17 protein-coding genes are annotated in these 15,500 nt (G+C 63.7%); 10 read left to right on the top strand and 7 right to left on the bottom strand.

Features of this window, described 5'->3' with window-relative positions; all coding sequences use genetic code 11:
- The first annotated feature begins 272 nt into the window (after positions 1 to 272).
- Positions 273 to 713, top strand: a complete 441-nt coding sequence (locus DU505_RS00150; RefSeq protein ID WP_114476975.1) for a hemerythrin domain-containing protein — start codon at positions 273 to 275, stop codon at positions 711 to 713.
- A gap of 147 nt (positions 714 to 860) precedes the next feature.
- Here the strand turns inward: DU505_RS00150 and wrbA are convergent, their stop codons facing one another.
- Together wrbA and DU505_RS00140 are read right to left on the bottom strand one after the other, a co-directional pair.
- Positions 861 to 1,457 carry an NAD(P)H:quinone oxidoreductase gene (wrbA, locus tag DU505_RS00145; protein ID WP_114476974.1) on the bottom strand — a complete coding sequence of 199 codons (597 nt, stop codon included), beginning with the start codon at positions 1,455 to 1,457 and terminating at the stop codon, positions 861 to 863.
- A 126-nt stretch (positions 1,458 to 1,583) separates the two neighbouring features.
- Entirely contained in the window at positions 1,584 to 2,480 is an 897-nt protein-coding gene (locus tag DU505_RS00140) for a class I SAM-dependent methyltransferase (RefSeq protein ID WP_114476973.1), read from the bottom strand.
- A 101-nt stretch (positions 2,481 to 2,581) separates the two neighbouring features.
- On the opposite strand from DU505_RS00140, the gene DU505_RS00135 reads away from it, so the two are divergent.
- The 6 genes from DU505_RS00135 (at position 2,582) to DU505_RS00110 (ending at position 7,570) form a co-directional block, all read left to right on the top strand.
- The gene (locus tag DU505_RS00135) at positions 2,582 to 3,127 is read left to right on the top strand and encodes a lipocalin family protein (RefSeq protein WP_114476972.1); all 546 of its coding nucleotides are present in this window, start codon (positions 2,582 to 2,584) and stop codon (positions 3,125 to 3,127) included.
- A gap of 113 nt (positions 3,128 to 3,240) precedes the next feature.
- On the top strand, positions 3,241 to 4,227 hold the full coding sequence (locus DU505_RS00130) for a succinylglutamate desuccinylase (protein WP_114477434.1): 987 nt from the start codon (positions 3,241 to 3,243) through the stop codon (positions 4,225 to 4,227).
- 244 nt (positions 4,228 to 4,471) lie between these two features.
- Positions 4,472 to 5,242, top strand: coding sequence for an ABC transporter ATP-binding protein (locus tag DU505_RS00125; protein WP_114476971.1), 771 nt, complete (start codon positions 4,472 to 4,474; stop codon positions 5,240 to 5,242).
- A 12-nt stretch (positions 5,243 to 5,254) separates the two neighbouring features.
- Positions 5,255 to 5,956 (top strand): ABC transporter permease, encoded by a 702-nt coding sequence (locus DU505_RS00120; RefSeq protein WP_114476970.1) that lies wholly within the window; start codon positions 5,255 to 5,257, stop codon positions 5,954 to 5,956.
- Between the two features lies 1 nt (position 5,957).
- On the top strand, positions 5,958 to 6,677 hold the full coding sequence (locus DU505_RS00115; RefSeq protein ID WP_114476969.1) for an ABC transporter permease: 720 nt from the start codon (positions 5,958 to 5,960) through the stop codon (positions 6,675 to 6,677).
- Between the two features lie 125 nt (positions 6,678 to 6,802).
- Entirely contained in the window at positions 6,803 to 7,570 is a 768-nt protein-coding gene (locus tag DU505_RS00110; protein WP_114476968.1) for a transporter substrate-binding domain-containing protein, read from the top strand.
- A gap of 77 nt (positions 7,571 to 7,647) precedes the next feature.
- Here DU505_RS00110 and DU505_RS00105 read toward each other — a convergent pair whose 3' ends face one another.
- Positions 7,648 to 7,953, bottom strand: a complete 306-nt coding sequence (locus DU505_RS00105) for a hypothetical protein (RefSeq protein ID WP_114476967.1) — start codon at positions 7,951 to 7,953, stop codon at positions 7,648 to 7,650.
- A 61-nt stretch (positions 7,954 to 8,014) separates the two neighbouring features.
- Here DU505_RS00105 and DU505_RS00100 point away from each other — a divergent pair, with 61 nt between their 5' ends.
- Together DU505_RS00100 and iadA are read left to right on the top strand one after the other, a co-directional pair.
- A complete protein-coding gene (locus DU505_RS00100) occupies positions 8,015 to 8,800 on the top strand; it encodes a transporter substrate-binding domain-containing protein (protein WP_114476966.1) in 786 nt (261 codons plus the stop codon).
- A gap of 79 nt (positions 8,801 to 8,879) precedes the next feature.
- Entirely contained in the window at positions 8,880 to 10,028 is a 1,149-nt protein-coding gene (gene iadA, locus DU505_RS00095) for a beta-aspartyl-peptidase (RefSeq protein WP_114476965.1), read from the top strand.
- Here iadA and DU505_RS00090 read toward each other — a convergent pair.
- Both DU505_RS00090 and cadR read right to left on the bottom strand, forming a co-directional pair.
- Complete coding sequence (locus DU505_RS00090; RefSeq protein WP_114476964.1) at positions 10,013 to 10,642, bottom strand: cysteine peptidase family C39 domain-containing protein; 630 nt, start codon at positions 10,640 to 10,642, stop codon at positions 10,013 to 10,015. The two genes, iadA and DU505_RS00090, sit on opposite strands and share 16 nt — an antisense overlap.
- 20 nt (positions 10,643 to 10,662) lie before the next feature.
- Positions 10,663 to 11,121, bottom strand: a complete 459-nt coding sequence (gene cadR / locus DU505_RS00085; protein WP_114476963.1) for a Cd(II)/Pb(II)-responsive transcriptional regulator — start codon at positions 11,119 to 11,121, stop codon at positions 10,663 to 10,665.
- An 82-nt stretch (positions 11,122 to 11,203) separates the two neighbouring features.
- Between cadR and DU505_RS00080 the strand changes: the two genes are divergently transcribed.
- Complete coding sequence (locus tag DU505_RS00080; protein WP_114476962.1) at positions 11,204 to 13,423, top strand: heavy metal translocating P-type ATPase; 2,220 nt, start codon at positions 11,204 to 11,206, stop codon at positions 13,421 to 13,423.
- Positions 13,424 to 13,460: 37 nt separating this feature from the next.
- Here DU505_RS00080 and DU505_RS00075 read toward each other — a convergent pair whose 3' ends face one another.
- Both DU505_RS00075 and DU505_RS00070 read right to left on the bottom strand, forming a co-directional pair.
- A complete protein-coding gene (locus DU505_RS00075; RefSeq protein WP_114476961.1) occupies positions 13,461 to 14,183 on the bottom strand; it encodes a glutamine amidotransferase-related protein in 723 nt (240 codons plus the stop codon).
- 106 nt (positions 14,184 to 14,289) lie between these two features.
- Positions 14,290 to 15,474 (bottom strand): iron-containing alcohol dehydrogenase, encoded by a 1,185-nt coding sequence (locus DU505_RS00070; protein ID WP_114476960.1) that lies wholly within the window; start codon positions 15,472 to 15,474, stop codon positions 14,290 to 14,292.
- Positions 15,475 to 15,500 lie beyond the last annotated feature (26 nt).

Below are 15,500 nucleotides of genomic sequence, written 5' to 3'. Positions count from 1 at the left end.
AAAGGTTCCGACACACGGGGCCATAGCAAGGAAGGCGCGGCATAGCCGCGCCTTCTTCGTGTCTGTGTGAGGTGTCTGTGTCAGCTTACACGCCAGACGCCTTCGAATATCATCAAATTATGTCCCGAAAAGCCGAGATGAGCCGCGGCTTCGCCGGTAAAGGAATTTGCCAACGCCATCGGTAAGGGCTGATCCGGGACCATGAGGCTTGAGCACCTGGAGGGGCGATTGTAGGGTGACGGTTATCGCACCTCCCTGACAGGAGAAATTCCATGACAATCTTCGAGGCACTGCGACAAGACCACGATATTCAACGCGATCTGCTCACCCGTCTGATGGAAACACAAGGCGACAGCGACGAACGGCATGCGCTGTACCGCCAGGTACGCGACGAATTGAAACATCACGCCGCCGCCGAGGAGCGAGCCCTCTACATCCCCATGATGGCCATCGACCTGACCCAGGAGAAAGCGCGGCACAGCGTGGCGGAACACCACGAAATCGACGAGATGATCGAAATGCTGGATGCCACCGACTACGCCTCCCCAGGGTGGCTGGCCAACGCCAAGAAGCTGAGCCACCTGGTGCTGCATCACCTCGATGAAGAAGAACAGGAAGTCTTCCAGCTAGCCGGGCGCGGACTGGCCAGCGAGCAGAAGACAGCGCTGGCCGATGACTATCTCGAGGAAATGGCCAGGCAACCTAGTGCATGACGTTCATGCGGCCCGGCCGACGGCGCCTCGGCAAACCTTCGTCGTACTAGTGACGCATGAGAACACCCCGAAGGCTGGATTGGATGTCCAGCTTTCGGGGGCCGTTCAGTTTTGCCGGGAGCCTTTTCCGACGGCAGGCAGGAACATTCAGGAAGCGAGGCGGGCGGCGATTCCTGCCACATGCTCGCCCTGGAAACGGGCAATTGTCAGCTCGCGCTCGTCAGGCTGGCGCGAGCCATCACCGCCGGCGATGGTGGAGGCCCCATAGGGATTGCCGCCACCGGCCTGGTCGAAGATGTATTGCTCATCGATACCGTAGCCCAGCGGCACGATCACCATGCCCTGGTGAGCCAGGGTATGCCAGAAGGAGGTGATGGTGGTTTCCTGCCCCCCGCCGGTTCCGGTCGAGGTAAAGACGCTGGCCACCTTGCCGCGCAGTCCGCCATTCGCCCAGAGCCCACCGGTCTGGTCGAAGAAGGTGCGCATCTGACCTGACATGTTGCCAAAACGCGTGGGCGTACCAAAGATCACCGCATCGTAATCGGTCAACTGGTCAGGTGACGCTTCCGGGGTATTGAATTCCTTGCCCCCGGCCTTGGCGTACGTCTCGGCATCCATGGTTTCCGGTACCCGCTTGATGTCCACCTCGACCCCATCGATCTTTCGGGCGCCTTCTGCCACCGCCCTGGCCATGGTATCGATGTGACCATACATGGAGTGGTAAAGCACGAGAACCTTGGTCATCAGTCGCCTCCTTGGCACTGCTTCTGCTGCTGAAAATGGATTATGTCAGCCATGGCTGATAACTACAGCGTAGGAAGCGTCTGAGTGAAGGAAAGCGAAAGTTTTCGTCCTCTCCGTTCGAATTCGTCAATTTGTGACACGCCAGACCCCTTCGAGAATGCGCACCTTGCCTGCGGCGAGATTGTCACGCAGGTTACGTCCCATGGTGGGAAACACCTCCCCGAAAATCATCTCCGGCCCCGGCAGTTCGTGGCGCTTCTCGTGAGAGCCGTCCGGACGGCTCTCACGCTGGCTGTGCACCTGTCGCCAGGCCAGGGCCGTCTCGGTAACATCATCCACCCTCAGCGGCTCAAAGCCGGATAGCGCCATGGTGCGCTCGAGCTGCTCCCGACTACGCAAGTGGCTGGTGGCAGGCGTACGTGCCCAAGGGACGGGAAGTGCCAGCGGCTCGGGGTTGTCACCGGCAACGACCTCATGCAACAGCACGCATCCACCAGGCGCCAGCAGGCGCTGCCACTCCGCCAGCACACGAAGCACGTGCGGCATGTTCATCAGCGCATGCTGGCACCAGACCCGGTCGAAGCTGTCCGGGGCCAGCGGCACGCTGGCGGCGTCGGCACACAGGAAATGGGTACGACCGGCCAGGCCGGTAGCCTTGCTGAGCCAGCGCGCCACTTCCACGAAGGCCGCCGTAATGTCGACACCCACCACGCTGCAACCGTATTCGGCGGCCAGCAGGCGACTGGCGCCGCCTGTGCCACAGCCGACGTCGAGTACCCGCTCACCGCCTTGCAGCTCACCCATCGTCGCCAGGGAGCGGCTGGCCCGGCGTCCGCCAAGATGGAGCTGGTCAATACCGGCCACCTCGTCGACACTCAAGTGTTCGGGGTCGCAACCGGCATCAAGAAAGGCATCGCGCAGCCGAGCCAACAGACTCCCCCCCTCGCTCGTGGTCGCGGCATCGTAATGCGCATTGAGCCACCGGACATGATCCGGAGAGTTGTCACCGTGAGCGGTTGGCATGGCAGGCTCCTCGCCTTCAGGATTGAATGGTGCCAGCTTAGGCCTCGTTCGCGCCCATCCCCATTGGCCAAAGGTCTGCACTCCCCTCGACAGGAGAACCCATGAACCCACGCATCGCCAGGATTGCCGCCCTCTCCATTAGCCTGGTTCTGAGCGCATGTACCGGAACCCCCAAGGGGACCCAGCCGGTGGCCGGCTTCGCACTCGAACGCTATCTCGGCCAATGGTACGAGATCGCTCGCTTCGACCACTCCTTCGAGCGTGGGCTGGACTGCGTCACGGCCGACTACACCCTGCGCGATGACGGCGGCGTGCGGGTCATCAACCGCGGCGTGAACCTGGAAACGGGCGAGGAGGATGAGGCGGAGGGACGCGCCTACTTCGTCAGGGACGAGAGCGTGGCCCATCTCAAGGTAAGCTTCTTTGGACCCTTCTATGGTGGCTACAACGTGCTGGTGCTTGACGACGAATATCGCTGGGCACTGGTTTCGGGCCCCACCCGCGACTACCTGTGGATACTTGCCCGTGACCCGCAACTCGACCCGGCCGTTTACCGCAAGCTGGTCGAAGATGCCGAACGCATGGCCTTCCCGGTAGGCGAACTCATCGAAGTGGAACAAGGAGAACGCTGCTCGACCTGGCGCTGAAGGCCAGTTTCAATATCGCACCCGGGCTTTCACCAGCCCGACGCCAGGGCTTGTGGGAAACGTTCATCAACGGGAAGGTAGCCCAGAATTCACGACACGATCAGGGCAAGGCCATGCTGGCGGAATGGATCGAGCTGAGTCTGGAAGGGACAGTTCCCACCAAGCGCACAGGATGTGTGGCAGGGGGGCGTTTTCTGATTCATGCGCCAGGCATCCTCGAGCTGGTTCCCGACACCCTTGGCAGCGACGCCCACGCCTGCGTTCTCTCGGCGGGCATTCACGGCAACGAGACCGCTCCCATCGAGTTGCTGGGCAGCTGTCTAGCCCGATTCGAGGCAAGGCTGCTCACACTGGGGGCACCAGTGCTGGTGATACTGGGCAACCTGGAATCGATTCGTCGCGGCGAACGCTATGTGGAAACCAACCTCAACCGGCTATTTCGTCGAGAGTTGGACGAAGAGGGCATGGAACCCGAGCGAGCACGGGAGCTGATGAGTGCCGTCGATGGTTTCTTTGCGCGCCATGCACAGCTGCCCCGACTGCACTATGACTTGCATACGGCAATTCGTGACAGCCGTTACCCACGGTTCGTGGTCGAGCCTTACGCCGAGACGACCACCCGGCCCGAGCAATGGACATGGCTGGCCGCGGCGAATATCCAGGCAGTACTGCACCAGCACCGCCACAGCTGGACCTTCTCCCACTACTCGAAGCACTACCACCATGCCCAGGCCTTTACCCTGGAGCTGGGGCGTGCCCTGCCCTTCGGTCACAACGACCTGGCGGCCCTCGCCCCAATGGGCCGGCTGCTGGAAGATCTGATAGCGGGACGGAAGCCAGCCCGAGCGCCAGCGACGCAGATGGCCTTCTTCCGGGTCGCCCATGAACTGATGCGGGAATCCGAGTCGTTTCGGCTCTGCTTTGCCGACGATACGCCCAATTTCACCGAATTTCCCCCCGGCACACGACTGGCCGAGGACGACAAGGTAGGGCCCTTCATCGTCGATGAGAACGCGTTGAGCGTGGTCTTTCCCAACGCCCATGTCGAACTGGGCGCCAGGGCAGCGCTGCTGGCGACACGAGTCGAGCCGCCCAACTGACGAATGGCGCAACCGAATTCGCCCATTTACGCCATCTTTGGCAGTAAAAAAAACGGGCACACAACAACAATCTGGAGCAATTTCATGATCAACTTCATCTGCGCACTCCACCAAGGTCGAATGGGCTCCACCCCAGACCAGCCTGGCCAAAGCGCCCTGGCCTGATAGAATCGCCCCATTTTCGTGCCTGCACGCTTAACCGGCCCGTCGCTGCTGGCGACTCGTCCCGACCTGGAGTCCACCCATGGCCGATACCCCGATCCCTCTCGAAGTGCGCAACATCAAGAAGCGCTTTGGCGATACCGAAGTGCTCAAAGGCCTCTCGCTGCAGGCCAGGAAAGGTGACGTCATTACCCTGATCGGAGCCTCAGGCTCCGGCAAGAGTACCTTCCTGCGCTGTATGAACCTGCTCGAGCAACCCGACGACGGCGACCTGATCGTCCACGGCGAAGCGGTGCAGTTCAAGCAGACCCGCCATGGCCGCGAACCGGCCGACTGGAAGCAGGTGGTGCGGATGCGCGCCAAGCTGTCGATGGTATTCCAGAGCTTCAATCTCTGGGCCCACATGACACTGCTCGAAAACGTCATCGAGGCGCCGATCCATGTACTCGGCAAGCCCAAGAAGGAAGCCATTGAGCAGGGCCGCGCCCTGCTGGAACGGGTCGGGCTGACCGCACGGGCCGATGCCTACCCGGCACAGATGTCCGGTGGCCAGCAGCAGCGCGGCGCCATCGCCCGGGCGCTGGCCATGGACCCGGAGGTGATGCTCTTCGATGAGCCTACCTCGGCACTCGACCCGGAACTGGTCGGCGATGTACTCAAGGTCATGCATGGCCTCGCCGACGAAGGACGCACCATGGTGGTGGTCACTCACGAGATGGGCTTCGCCCGCGACGTCTCCAGCCAGGTGATCTACCTGCACCAGGGCGTGGTAGAAGAAGCCGGTCCTCCCCAGGATGTACTGGTCAACCCCACCTCGCCGCGGCTGCAGCAGTTCCTGGCGCCGAAGTACTGAGGACATTCCATCATGCTCGATCTACACGGCTATGGACCCCGGCTACTGGAAGGCGCTGGCGTCACCATCCAACTGGCAGTGCTGTCGCTGATACTGGCTATCGTGCTGGGACTGCTGACCGCCAGTGCCAAGATGTCCCGCAGCTGGCTGCTGCACAAGGTGGCCACGCTCTACACCACGGTCATTCGCGGCGTACCCGACCTGGTGCTGATGATGCTGCTGTTCTTCGGCGGCCAGATGGCGCTGAACGTGCTCACCGACATCATCTATGATCGCTACGGGGTGGACTGGTACGTCAACCTCAACGCCTTTGCCGCCGGGGTACTCACCATCGGTTTCATCTTCGGCGCCTACATGGGCGAGACCTTTCGTGGCGCCTTCATGGCGGTGGATCACGGTCAGATCGAGGCCGGCAAGGCCTACGGCATGACGCCCTGGCTGGTGTTCCGGCGAATCCGCTTCCCGCTGATGATGCGCCATGCCCTGCCCGGGCTGTCCAACAACTGGATGGTACTGCTGAAGACCACCGCCCTGGTGTCGGTGATCGGCTTGACGGATATGGTACGCGTGGCCGCCGAAGCCTCCCGCGCCACCCATGAGCCTTTTACTTTCCTGCTGCCGGTCGCGGCTATCTACCTGTTGATCGCCAGCATCTCGGAGTGGCTGTTCGCTTACCTCCAGAAACGCTACAACGTCGGCTTCGGGGAGCACTGAGATGGAATGGTTCAATGCGCTACTCGCCGACAATCGTATCTTCACGCCCGACACCCTCGGCTACTACTGGGAGGGCCTGGTAACCACCACCCAGCTGGTGTTCCTGTCGCTGCTGGTGGGCCTGGTGCTGGCGGTGCCGCTGTCCATCCTGCGCGGCTCAAAGCACAAGTGGATCAAGCTGCCGATCTATACCTATACCTATGTGTTCCGCGGCACGCCGCTGCTGATCCAGCTCTACATCATCTACTATGGCGTGGTCTTCTTCGATGGCATCCAGGAAACCTTCCTCTGGCCGATGCTGAGAGAGGCGTTCTACCCGGCCCTGATCGCCTTCACGCTGAATACCGCCGCTTATACCACCGAGATATTCCATGGCGCGATCAAGTCCACGGCACGGGGCGAGATCGAAGCGGCCAGGGCCTATGGCATGTCGCCTGGCTTGACGATGCGACGCATCATCCTGCCCAGTGCCTTCCGCCGGGCGCTGCCGGCCTACGGCAATGAGGTGATCTTCATGCTGCATGCCAGCGCCATCGCCAGCGTGGTCACCCTGATGGACATCACCGGCGCCGCCCGCTTCGTCTATGCGCGTTACTACGCACCGTTCGAGGCGTTCCTGTTTGCCGCGGCGATCTATCTCTGCCTGACCTTCGCCATCCTGTTCTTCTTCCGCCATCTGGAAAAGCGGCTGCTCGCCCACCTCAGGCCCCAGAGCGGATAAGACAACGTCAAACAGGCGTTGGAAAATTCACGCCCGGGGGCTTTCGGCCCTGGCGTGGCTGCGCTAAATTCAGGCGCGACGTCACCGAAATGAATGGTGCACGAAATGAAAACAAGGAAACCAACATGAAAAAACTGCTGACTGTCTCCATCCTGGGCCTGGCCATTGCCGCCGGCAGCGCCCATGCACGCGACTACGACCACGTACGCTTCGGCGTCGACGTGCCGTACGAGCCGATGGAGTACCGTACGCCGGAAGGCGAGCTGACAGGGTTCGACATCGACCTGGGCAATGCCCTGTGCGAAGAGATCGGCATTACCTGCGAGTGGATCGAGCAGGAGTGGGACGGCATCATTCCCGGCCTGCTGTCACGCAACTACGACGCCATCATGTCCTCCATGACCATCAACGACGAGCGCCGTGAGACCGTACTCTTCTCCGAGCCGTACATCACCCCGCCTTCCGCCTGGTTCGCCCCGGCCGACAGCGATCTCGAGGAAACCACCGAGGAGACACTGGAAGGCAAGACTATCGGCGTGCAGCGCGGCACCCTGCAGGACAACTACGTCACCGACATGTATGGCGACGTGGCCAGCGTCAGCCGTTACTCCACGGCCGACGACATGGTGCTCGACATGCAGGCCCAACGCCTGGATATCGTCTTCCTCGACTTCCCGGTAGGCAAGTCGACCCTGCTCGACAGCGAGAGCCGCGACTACAAGGTGGTGGGCGAGACGATCACCGAGCCCAAGGAGTATTTCGGCGACGGCTTTGGCATCGCCTTCCGTCCACGTGACGAAGCGCTTGCCGATCGCTTCAACGAAGCGCTGGCCACCCTTCAGGAAGATGGCACCTACGACGAGATCTTCGAGCGCTACTTCGGCGAAGAGTAAGGCATCACGGTAACCTCGATGCCCGTCACAAGGCCACGCCATTCCGATGGCGTGGCCGCTTGACAGGCCCGGTGCGTTCACGCATGTTTTACAGGTCGCCTTGAAAAGAGCGAGAGGTTCTTCTCATGATCAACAATGGTGGTTTCGTTGAGAGTTTCTATCTCAGCGAATGGTTCGACGAATAGCCCCCTCCCGGCCAGCTCCATCTGGCTCGGCACGCCAGTGCCTCGTTCTCTGCCGTCTTCCTCGTGACCCAAGCCATGGCCCCGGCAATCGCCTGCCCATGACTGCGCTCCGTCGGTAACGGCTCCGGCTTCACGGCCAATTTCCCGCAGTGCGTCAACACTGCCTACCAACAAGCACAAGCTGCCTGCGCGCAGCATTCATACGCTCATGGCATGCGCTCATGGCATGCGCTTATGGTATTCATTTATGGAGAGTCCCATGCGTTATTCATCCTTCTTGCTGGCCGCCACCCTTGGCGCCACCCTGGTTGCCGGTACTGCCCAGGCTCGTGATTACAGCGAAATCCGCCTCGGCGTCGACCTGCCCTACGAGCCCTTCATGTACCGCCAGGCCGACGGCGAGCTGACCGGTTTCGAGATCGAACTGGGCGAAGCCGTGTGCGCCTATCTCGAGGCCACCTGTACCTGGGTGGAGCAGGATTGGGACGGTATCATCCCCGGCCTGCTGGCTCGCAACTACGATGCCATCATGTCGTCGATGTCGATCAACGAGGAGCGTGCCCAGCAGGTACTCTTTTCCGAGCCCTACTACACCACGCCCAGCGTCTGGGTGACTGCGCTGGACAGGGAGATCGACATCGATGACCGTGCCAGCCTCGAGGGGCTGGTCGTCGGGGTGCAGCGTGCCACGCTGCAGGACAACTATGTCACCGAGCTGTACGGCGACGTGGTGGAAGTGCGCCGCTACACCGGCGGCAGCGAGGTGGTCACCGACATGCGTGCCGGTCGCCTGGACCTGGCCTTCATGGACTACCCGGTAGCGGAGTCCGCCATAGCGATTGATACCGACGAGAGCGATTTCAAGCGGATCAGCGGCTTCATCAAGGAGCCCGCACATATCTTCGGCGAGGGAGTGGGCGTGGCCTTCCGCAAGCGTGACCAGGCACTCGCGGACGATTTCAACGAGGCGCTCGCCGCGCTCAAGGAAGACGGCACCTACGACGAGATCATGAACCGCTACTTCAGCTACGATATCAAGCTATAGGTTCTGCCTCGGCAATTCCTCCGAACGCCGGCCCTGCCGGCGTTCGCTGCTTCCCCACCACGCTGAATCAGGACCCTGTATGCTGACCCTGCTGAAGAATGCCCGCCTCTTCGCTCCCGAGCCCCTGGGCCTCTGTCATCTGCTGATTGCCGATCAGCGCATCGCCGCCATTGTGTCGGCCGATGCCGAACCGCCCGTCAGCGGCAGCGGCGTCGGGGTGAGCGACCTGGAAGGCCGCCGGGTCGTTCCCGGCCTGGTCGACCCGCTGGTGCACTTCATCGGCGGCGGGGGGGAAGGCGGTTTCGGTACGCGCACCGCCGAACTCACGCTCGCAGATGCCCTGGCCTCAGGCACCACCACCCTGGTCGGCGCGCTGGGCACCGATGCCCTGACTCGTACACCGGCCAACCTGCTGGGCAAGGCACGGGAGCTCGCTGCTGGAGGCCTGACCACCTACTGCTATACCGGCTCCTACCAGCTGCCACCGGTGACGCTAACCGGCTCCGTGGGCAGCGATATTCTCTTCGTGCCGGAATTCATTGGCCTGGGGGAAGTGGCGATCAGCGACCACCGCGGTTCCCAGCCCAGCGCCTTCGAACTTGCCCGTCTGGCTTCCGAGGCACGAACCGCCGGCATGCTGGCCGGCAAGTCGGGTATCGTCTTCATCCATACCGGCGATGCCCCCACGCATCTGGAACCGCTTCGGGAGGCCGCCCGCACCAGCGCCATCCCCGTGGCGCAGTTCCTGCCCACCCATATCAATCGCACCCCCGCGCTGTTTGAGGATGGCCTGCGCTTCGCCCGCGAGGGCGGGCGCATCGACTTCACCACCAGCACTACGCCGGAGCTGCTGGCCGGCGGCGAAGTACCGGCATCGGAAGCCGTGGCTCGGGCCTTGGAAGCCCGCGTGGCACCTTCGAGAATCACGCTCTCATCGGATGCCAATGCCTCGCTCCCCCAGTTCGACGAGGCACGTCGCTTCATCGGCCTGAGGGCGGGCCGACTGGGCAGCCTGTTCGAGGTGCTGGGACAATGCGTCAACGACCACGGCATAGCACTGGAGCGCGCCATCGGAGTCGCCAGCACCCATGCCGCCGACGCCCTCAAGCTCCCACGCAAGGGGCGCCTCCAGGTTGGCAGCGACGCAGACCTGCTGGTACTCGCCGACAACGGCTGGGTGCTCGACGAGGTGTGGGCGCTGGGCCGGAAGGTCTATGGGCATAGCTGATGGCAACGCACCAGAATACCGCGCCCGGCGGAGAAGCGATCGAAGACGGAAGGCTCGAGGCGGGCGTCCGCCTGGCTTGCTCCAGGCAAACCGGAAGGATTATTGAAGCGAAGGCGCCCCCGTCCATCCAGGCCGAAAAGGTAGACCAGATGCCCGCCCCGATGTGGCGGGCTCAGCTCGGGCGTGCGAATCGAAGGGTGTACCGAAGCGATGACACGATGCCCCTCACCGAGCCACTGTAGAAAATGCCCCGCATCCACATGCTCTACCACTTCGGCGTCCAGCTGGTGCCGTTCCCTCAAAAGCTGAACCAACGGGCGATAGTAGAGCCCCTTGATGCCCTCCTCGGTGACAACGTAACCACTCGCTTCTCGGCACTGCGTCAACAGCTCGAACAGGGTTAGCCGTTCATCGTTCAACTCCTCGAGCAGCATCTTGGTGCAGGCCATCCCGCAAATATGCGAAGCCCAGCAGGCATACTCCTGGGCGTTAGCCGCACCGGACTCGGCCCAGCGTGGATCCTCGGCGGCGCTCATGTGTCCGGCAAGGATATCGGCAACATGCTCGCTGGAGACCCACTGAGAGTAGTAGGCAGGAACGTCCCCGTTCGGCATAACGGCTCCTCGTGGTTGGATCAATGTCTGCCATGCGGCCCAGGCACGTGGCTGGGTTCACCAGCCTCGGCGGGGAGTTCGCGCGCTTCGGGTTGGGCGAGCTCCTGCAGAATGCCGCAGTGGCTGGAGTCGGTTTCACCATTGCAGCGCGAGCGCAGAGTGGCCAGTGCCTGCCTCAGGGCCTGCAGCTGCTCGATGCGGGCCTCGACGTGGGCCAGGTGGTCGTCGATCAGCCCATTGACGGCATTGCAGGGCTGACGCGGATGGTCATGGTAGTCGAGCAGTGTGCGGATCTCCTCCAGGGTCATGTCCAGCGTGCGGCAGTGGCGGATGAAGCGCAGCCGCTCGGCGTGCGGTTCCGCGTAGAGCCGATAGTTGCCACTGCTGCGGGCCGGCTCGGGCAACAGCCCTTCCCGCTCATAGTAGCGGATGGTCTCCACCGGGCAGCCCGTGCGGGTGGCCAACTCGCCGATCTTCATTTCATTCCTCCAGGATTTTTCTTGACCCTGTAGTGGCTACAGGGTGTGTCATCAGCATAGACGATGACAAGGAAGCTACACCATGCTCGAGAAGACCGACGACTGCTGCGCCCCCCTCTCGCCTCGCCCCGGCAGTGCACGACCGACGCCGCCACCCGCGGGTACGCGAGCCCTGCGGCTGCGAATCGAAGCCATGGATTGTCCCACCGAGGAGGCGCTGCTGCGCCGAGCCCTCTCGGACGCCCCTGGCGTCGAGGCGCTGGAGTTCGACCTGATCGGCCGGGTGCTGACCGTTCATCACCGTGATGCCGACGAGGAGGCGATCCATCGCCGCATCGCCGCCACCGGCATGACACCGCAGGTGGACAGCCCGAGCCACCGCCCACCCGGGGCCGACGACAACGAACAGGAGAGCTGGTGGAAGCTGGGCATGGCTGCGACTCTCGCCCTGGCCGCCGAGGCCAGTCACTGGCTGGGCCTGGCCGAACCCTGGCTCGCTGCCGCCCTGGCGCTGGCGGCCATCGGCATGGTCGGCCTTCCCACCTGGAAGAAGGGTTTCATTGCCCTGCGCCACCGCACCCTCAACATCAATGCGCTGATGAGCGTGGCGGTGACCGGCGCACTGCTGATCGGACAGTGGGCCGAAGCCGCCATGGTGATCGTGCTGTTCACCCTGGCCGAGCGTATCGAGGCACACTCGCTGGGCAGGGCGCGACGCGCCATTCGCGACCTGCTCTCGCTGGCCCCGGAAACGGCCAACGTGGAGCAGGCCGACGGCGGATTCATCCGGCAGGCAGCGAACGCCGTTGCCGTCGGCAGCCGGGTTCGCGTACAAGCCGGCGAACGCCTCGCCCTGGACGGCGAGGTGGAGCTGGGTGCGCCCACGCTGGATGAATCCCCGATCACCGGTGAGGGCCTGCCCGTGGACAAGCACCCCGGCGACAGCGTCTTCGCCGGCAGCGTGAACCGCAACGGCGAATTCACCTATCGCACCACCCGGGCCGCCGGCGATACCACGCTGGCGCGGATCATCCACGCCGTCGAGCAGGCCCAGGGGCAGCGCGCGCCGACCCAACGCTTCATCGACCGCTTTGCCGCCATCTACACCCCCGCGGTCTTTGCCATGGCGCTGCTTACCGCCCTGCTGCTGCCCCTGCTGTTCGGGGTAACCTGGCTGGAGGGTATCTACCGTGCCCTGGTGCTGCTGGTCATCGCCTGCCCCTGCGCCCTGGTGATCTCCACCCCCGTGACCATCGTCAGCGGCCTCGCCGCGGCAGCCAGGTCCGGCATCCTGATCAAGGGCGGCACCTTTCTGGAGCAGGGCCACCGCCTGCGCATCCTGGCCTTTGACAAGACCGGCACCCTGACCCGGGGAGAGCCGGCCCAGCGGCACTGGCAAGCGCTCGACGCCGGTCTGGCGCCGGAGGGCCGCGAGCGGCTTCACGCCCTGGCGGCAGGCCTTGCGAGCCGTTCCGGCCACCCGGTCTCCGCGGCTGTGGCACAGGCCGCCACGCACGCCGGCATCGCGCCGCTACAGGTGGAAGAGGTCAATGAGCAGCCGGGCCTCGGCGTTGTCGCGACGCTTGAAGGGCGCCCGGTATGGCTGGGCAATCGCCGCCTGCTTGCGCAATTCGCTCGGTTGACGAGCGACGTCGAGCGTCGCATTGCCGAGTACGAGGCACGTGGCGAGACGCTGGTGATCCTAGGCGAGGGCGACCGTCCTCTGGCACTGTTTGCCGTCAGCGATCCACTGCGTGGAGAGAGCCAGGCGGCCATCGCCGAACTGCAGGCCCGTGGCATCAGGACGCTGATGCTCAGTGGGGACAATCCGACCAGCGTCGCGGCCATCGCCGCCGAGGCCGGCATCGACGACGCCTACGGGGCTTTGCTGCCGGAGGACAAGCTGGCGATGATCGACGCCCAGGCCCGGCAGGGTGTCGTCGGCATGGTGGGTGACGGCATCAACGACACCCCCGCCCTGGCCCGGGCCGATATCGGCTTTGCCATGGGCGCCGCAGGCAGCGACGCCGCCATCGAAACCGCCGACGTTGCACTGATGGACGACGATCCCCGCCGCCTGGTCTCCTTCATCGACCTGTCACGGGCCACCCGCCGGGTCCTGATTCAGAACATCGCCCTGGCCCTGGGCATCAAGGCGATATTCATGATGCTCGCCTTCACCGGCCACGCCACCCTGTGGATGGCGGTTTTCGCCGACATGGGCGCTAGCCTGATCGTGGTGGCCAACGGCCTGCGCTTGCTCAACGCAGTGCGTGCCCTACCAGGAAAGGGAGCACGCTAGCCGGGCGCACGATGGGTCAACGCGCCAGCGGCGGTGCTCAAGCCCCCCTGCCCTCCATGGCACGCTTCATGAAGCTGAGGATCCAACGCACCATCAGCGTATCGTCCACCGGCGCAGCGAGCGATGCCTGCCCCTCGCGTACCCGCTCTTCGCCCACCAGCCCGGCGCGCAGTGCCATCAGATCCCGCGAATAGGGCTTGGCGAATTCCGGATGCCCCTGAACGCCGAGGAAGTGTTCTCCGATCTGGATCAGGTAGAAGGGGCAGAAGTCGCTGCCGGCCAGCACCCGAGTTTGCGGTGGCAGTTCGCTGACCTGATCCTGATGGCTGACCAGCAGGTCCAGGCTCGGCTGCCAGGGCGCCATCCACTCCGCTCGTGTCTCGACACTGTTGAACGACATGCCCACGCCCCAGCCCTTGGGGCTCTTCACCACTGCGCCGCCCAGCGCCTTGGCCATCAACTGATGGCCGAAGCAGATGCCCACCAGCGGCTTGCCCGCCTCCCACAGCCGCCTCACGAAGCCGCAGAGGTCATCGACCCAGGCCAGGCCGTCATTGACGCCATGCTTGGAGCCGGTGGTCAGCCAGGCATCCACCGCATCGATATCGTCGGGAATCTCGCCATCCTGGCAGCGCCAGACGACGAATTCGAGCGCCGGGTCGACCCGATGGAAGAGCGCGGCGAACATCTCCGGATAGTTGCCATGGGCCTCGCGCAGCTCAGGCGCCACATCATCGCACTGCAGAAGCCCTATACGCATCGCTCAGTCTCCCTGTGGGTTACGGCCACTCTGTTTCCGTCTTCCTTACTTTTACCATCGTCCTACCGGTTTACAGCCGCCCTGCTGATTACAGTCGCCCTGCTGATTACAGTCGCCCTGCTACGGCGGCAACGAAGATATCGCGGTAGTCGTCAGCAGTGAACTTGATCGGGTTGGAGCCCGATGACGGGTCGGCCACGGCCATCTTGCCCACCTTGTCGGCCTGGCGGGTATCGATGCCGAGGTCGGCCAGGGTGTGCGGGATGCCGAGCCGTTCGCGCATTTCCAGTACCCAGTCGATCACCGCCGCCGTGCCCGGCTGGTCCAGGTCGAGATAGCGGCCCAGGCGCACCATGGGCTCGCCGATGGCGCGCTCGTTGGCACGCAGCACATAGGGCATCAGGATGGCGTTGAGCGTTCCGTGGTGGGCGTCATGCAGCGCACCGAGCGGATGCGCCAGGGCGTGCATCGCCCCCAGGCCGCGCTGGAAGGCGGTGGCGCCCATGCTCGAAGCCACCAGCATGTTCATGCGCGCCTCCAGATCGTGCCCGTCGGCATAAGCGCGGGGCAGATAGTGATAGATGCGTCGCATCCCCTCGACTGCGATGCCCTCGGCCATGGGGTGGTAGAGCGGCGAGCACCAGGCCTCCATGCAGTGGGACAGGGCATCCATGCCGGTGGCGGCGGTCATTGCCGGTGGCAGCCCCACGGTCAGCTCGGGGTCGAGGATTACCGTGGCCGGCACCATGCCAGGGTGAAAGATGATGCGTTTGACGTGCTCGACCTCGTCGGTGATCACCGAGGCACGCCCCACCTCCGAACCGGTTCCAGCCGTGGTGGGCACGGCAATGACGGGCGCGATGGCCTGGGCATCGGCATTCTTCCAGTTGTCGCCGATATCCTCCAGCGACCACAGCGATAGCCCTTCCCGCTGATTGGCCATCAGTGCCACGGCCTTGGCGGCATCCAGCCCCGAGCCGCCGCCAAAGGCGATCACGCCGTCATGGCCGCCGTCACGGAAGGCCCCCATACCGTCGAGGACGTTCTTGCCGGTGGGGTTTCCCTTCACCTGGCTGAAGACAGCAATGCCGAGCCCGCTGTCCTGGCAGGCTTGCACGCTCTCCTGCACCATCGGCAGCGCGGCGAGGCCGGGGTCGGTGATCAGCAACGGTGCCTGCATGCCGAGCGCCTTGCAGGCCTCGGGCAGCTCGCGGATGCGGCCCGCCCCGGTAAGGATATTGGCGGGATAGTTCCAGCCCATGGTGAAGGGCTGCATATCCGGATGAGTCATCGTCGTCTCCTGGGCAGTGCTGCCCG

This window comes from Billgrantia montanilacus, assembly GCF_003336675.1.
In the GTDB taxonomy this organism is placed as follows: domain Bacteria; phylum Pseudomonadota; class Gammaproteobacteria; order Pseudomonadales; family Halomonadaceae; genus Halomonas; species Halomonas montanilacus.
The sequence above is the reverse complement of the archived record's forward strand: the minus strand, read 5'-3'. Positions and strand labels throughout refer to the sequence as shown.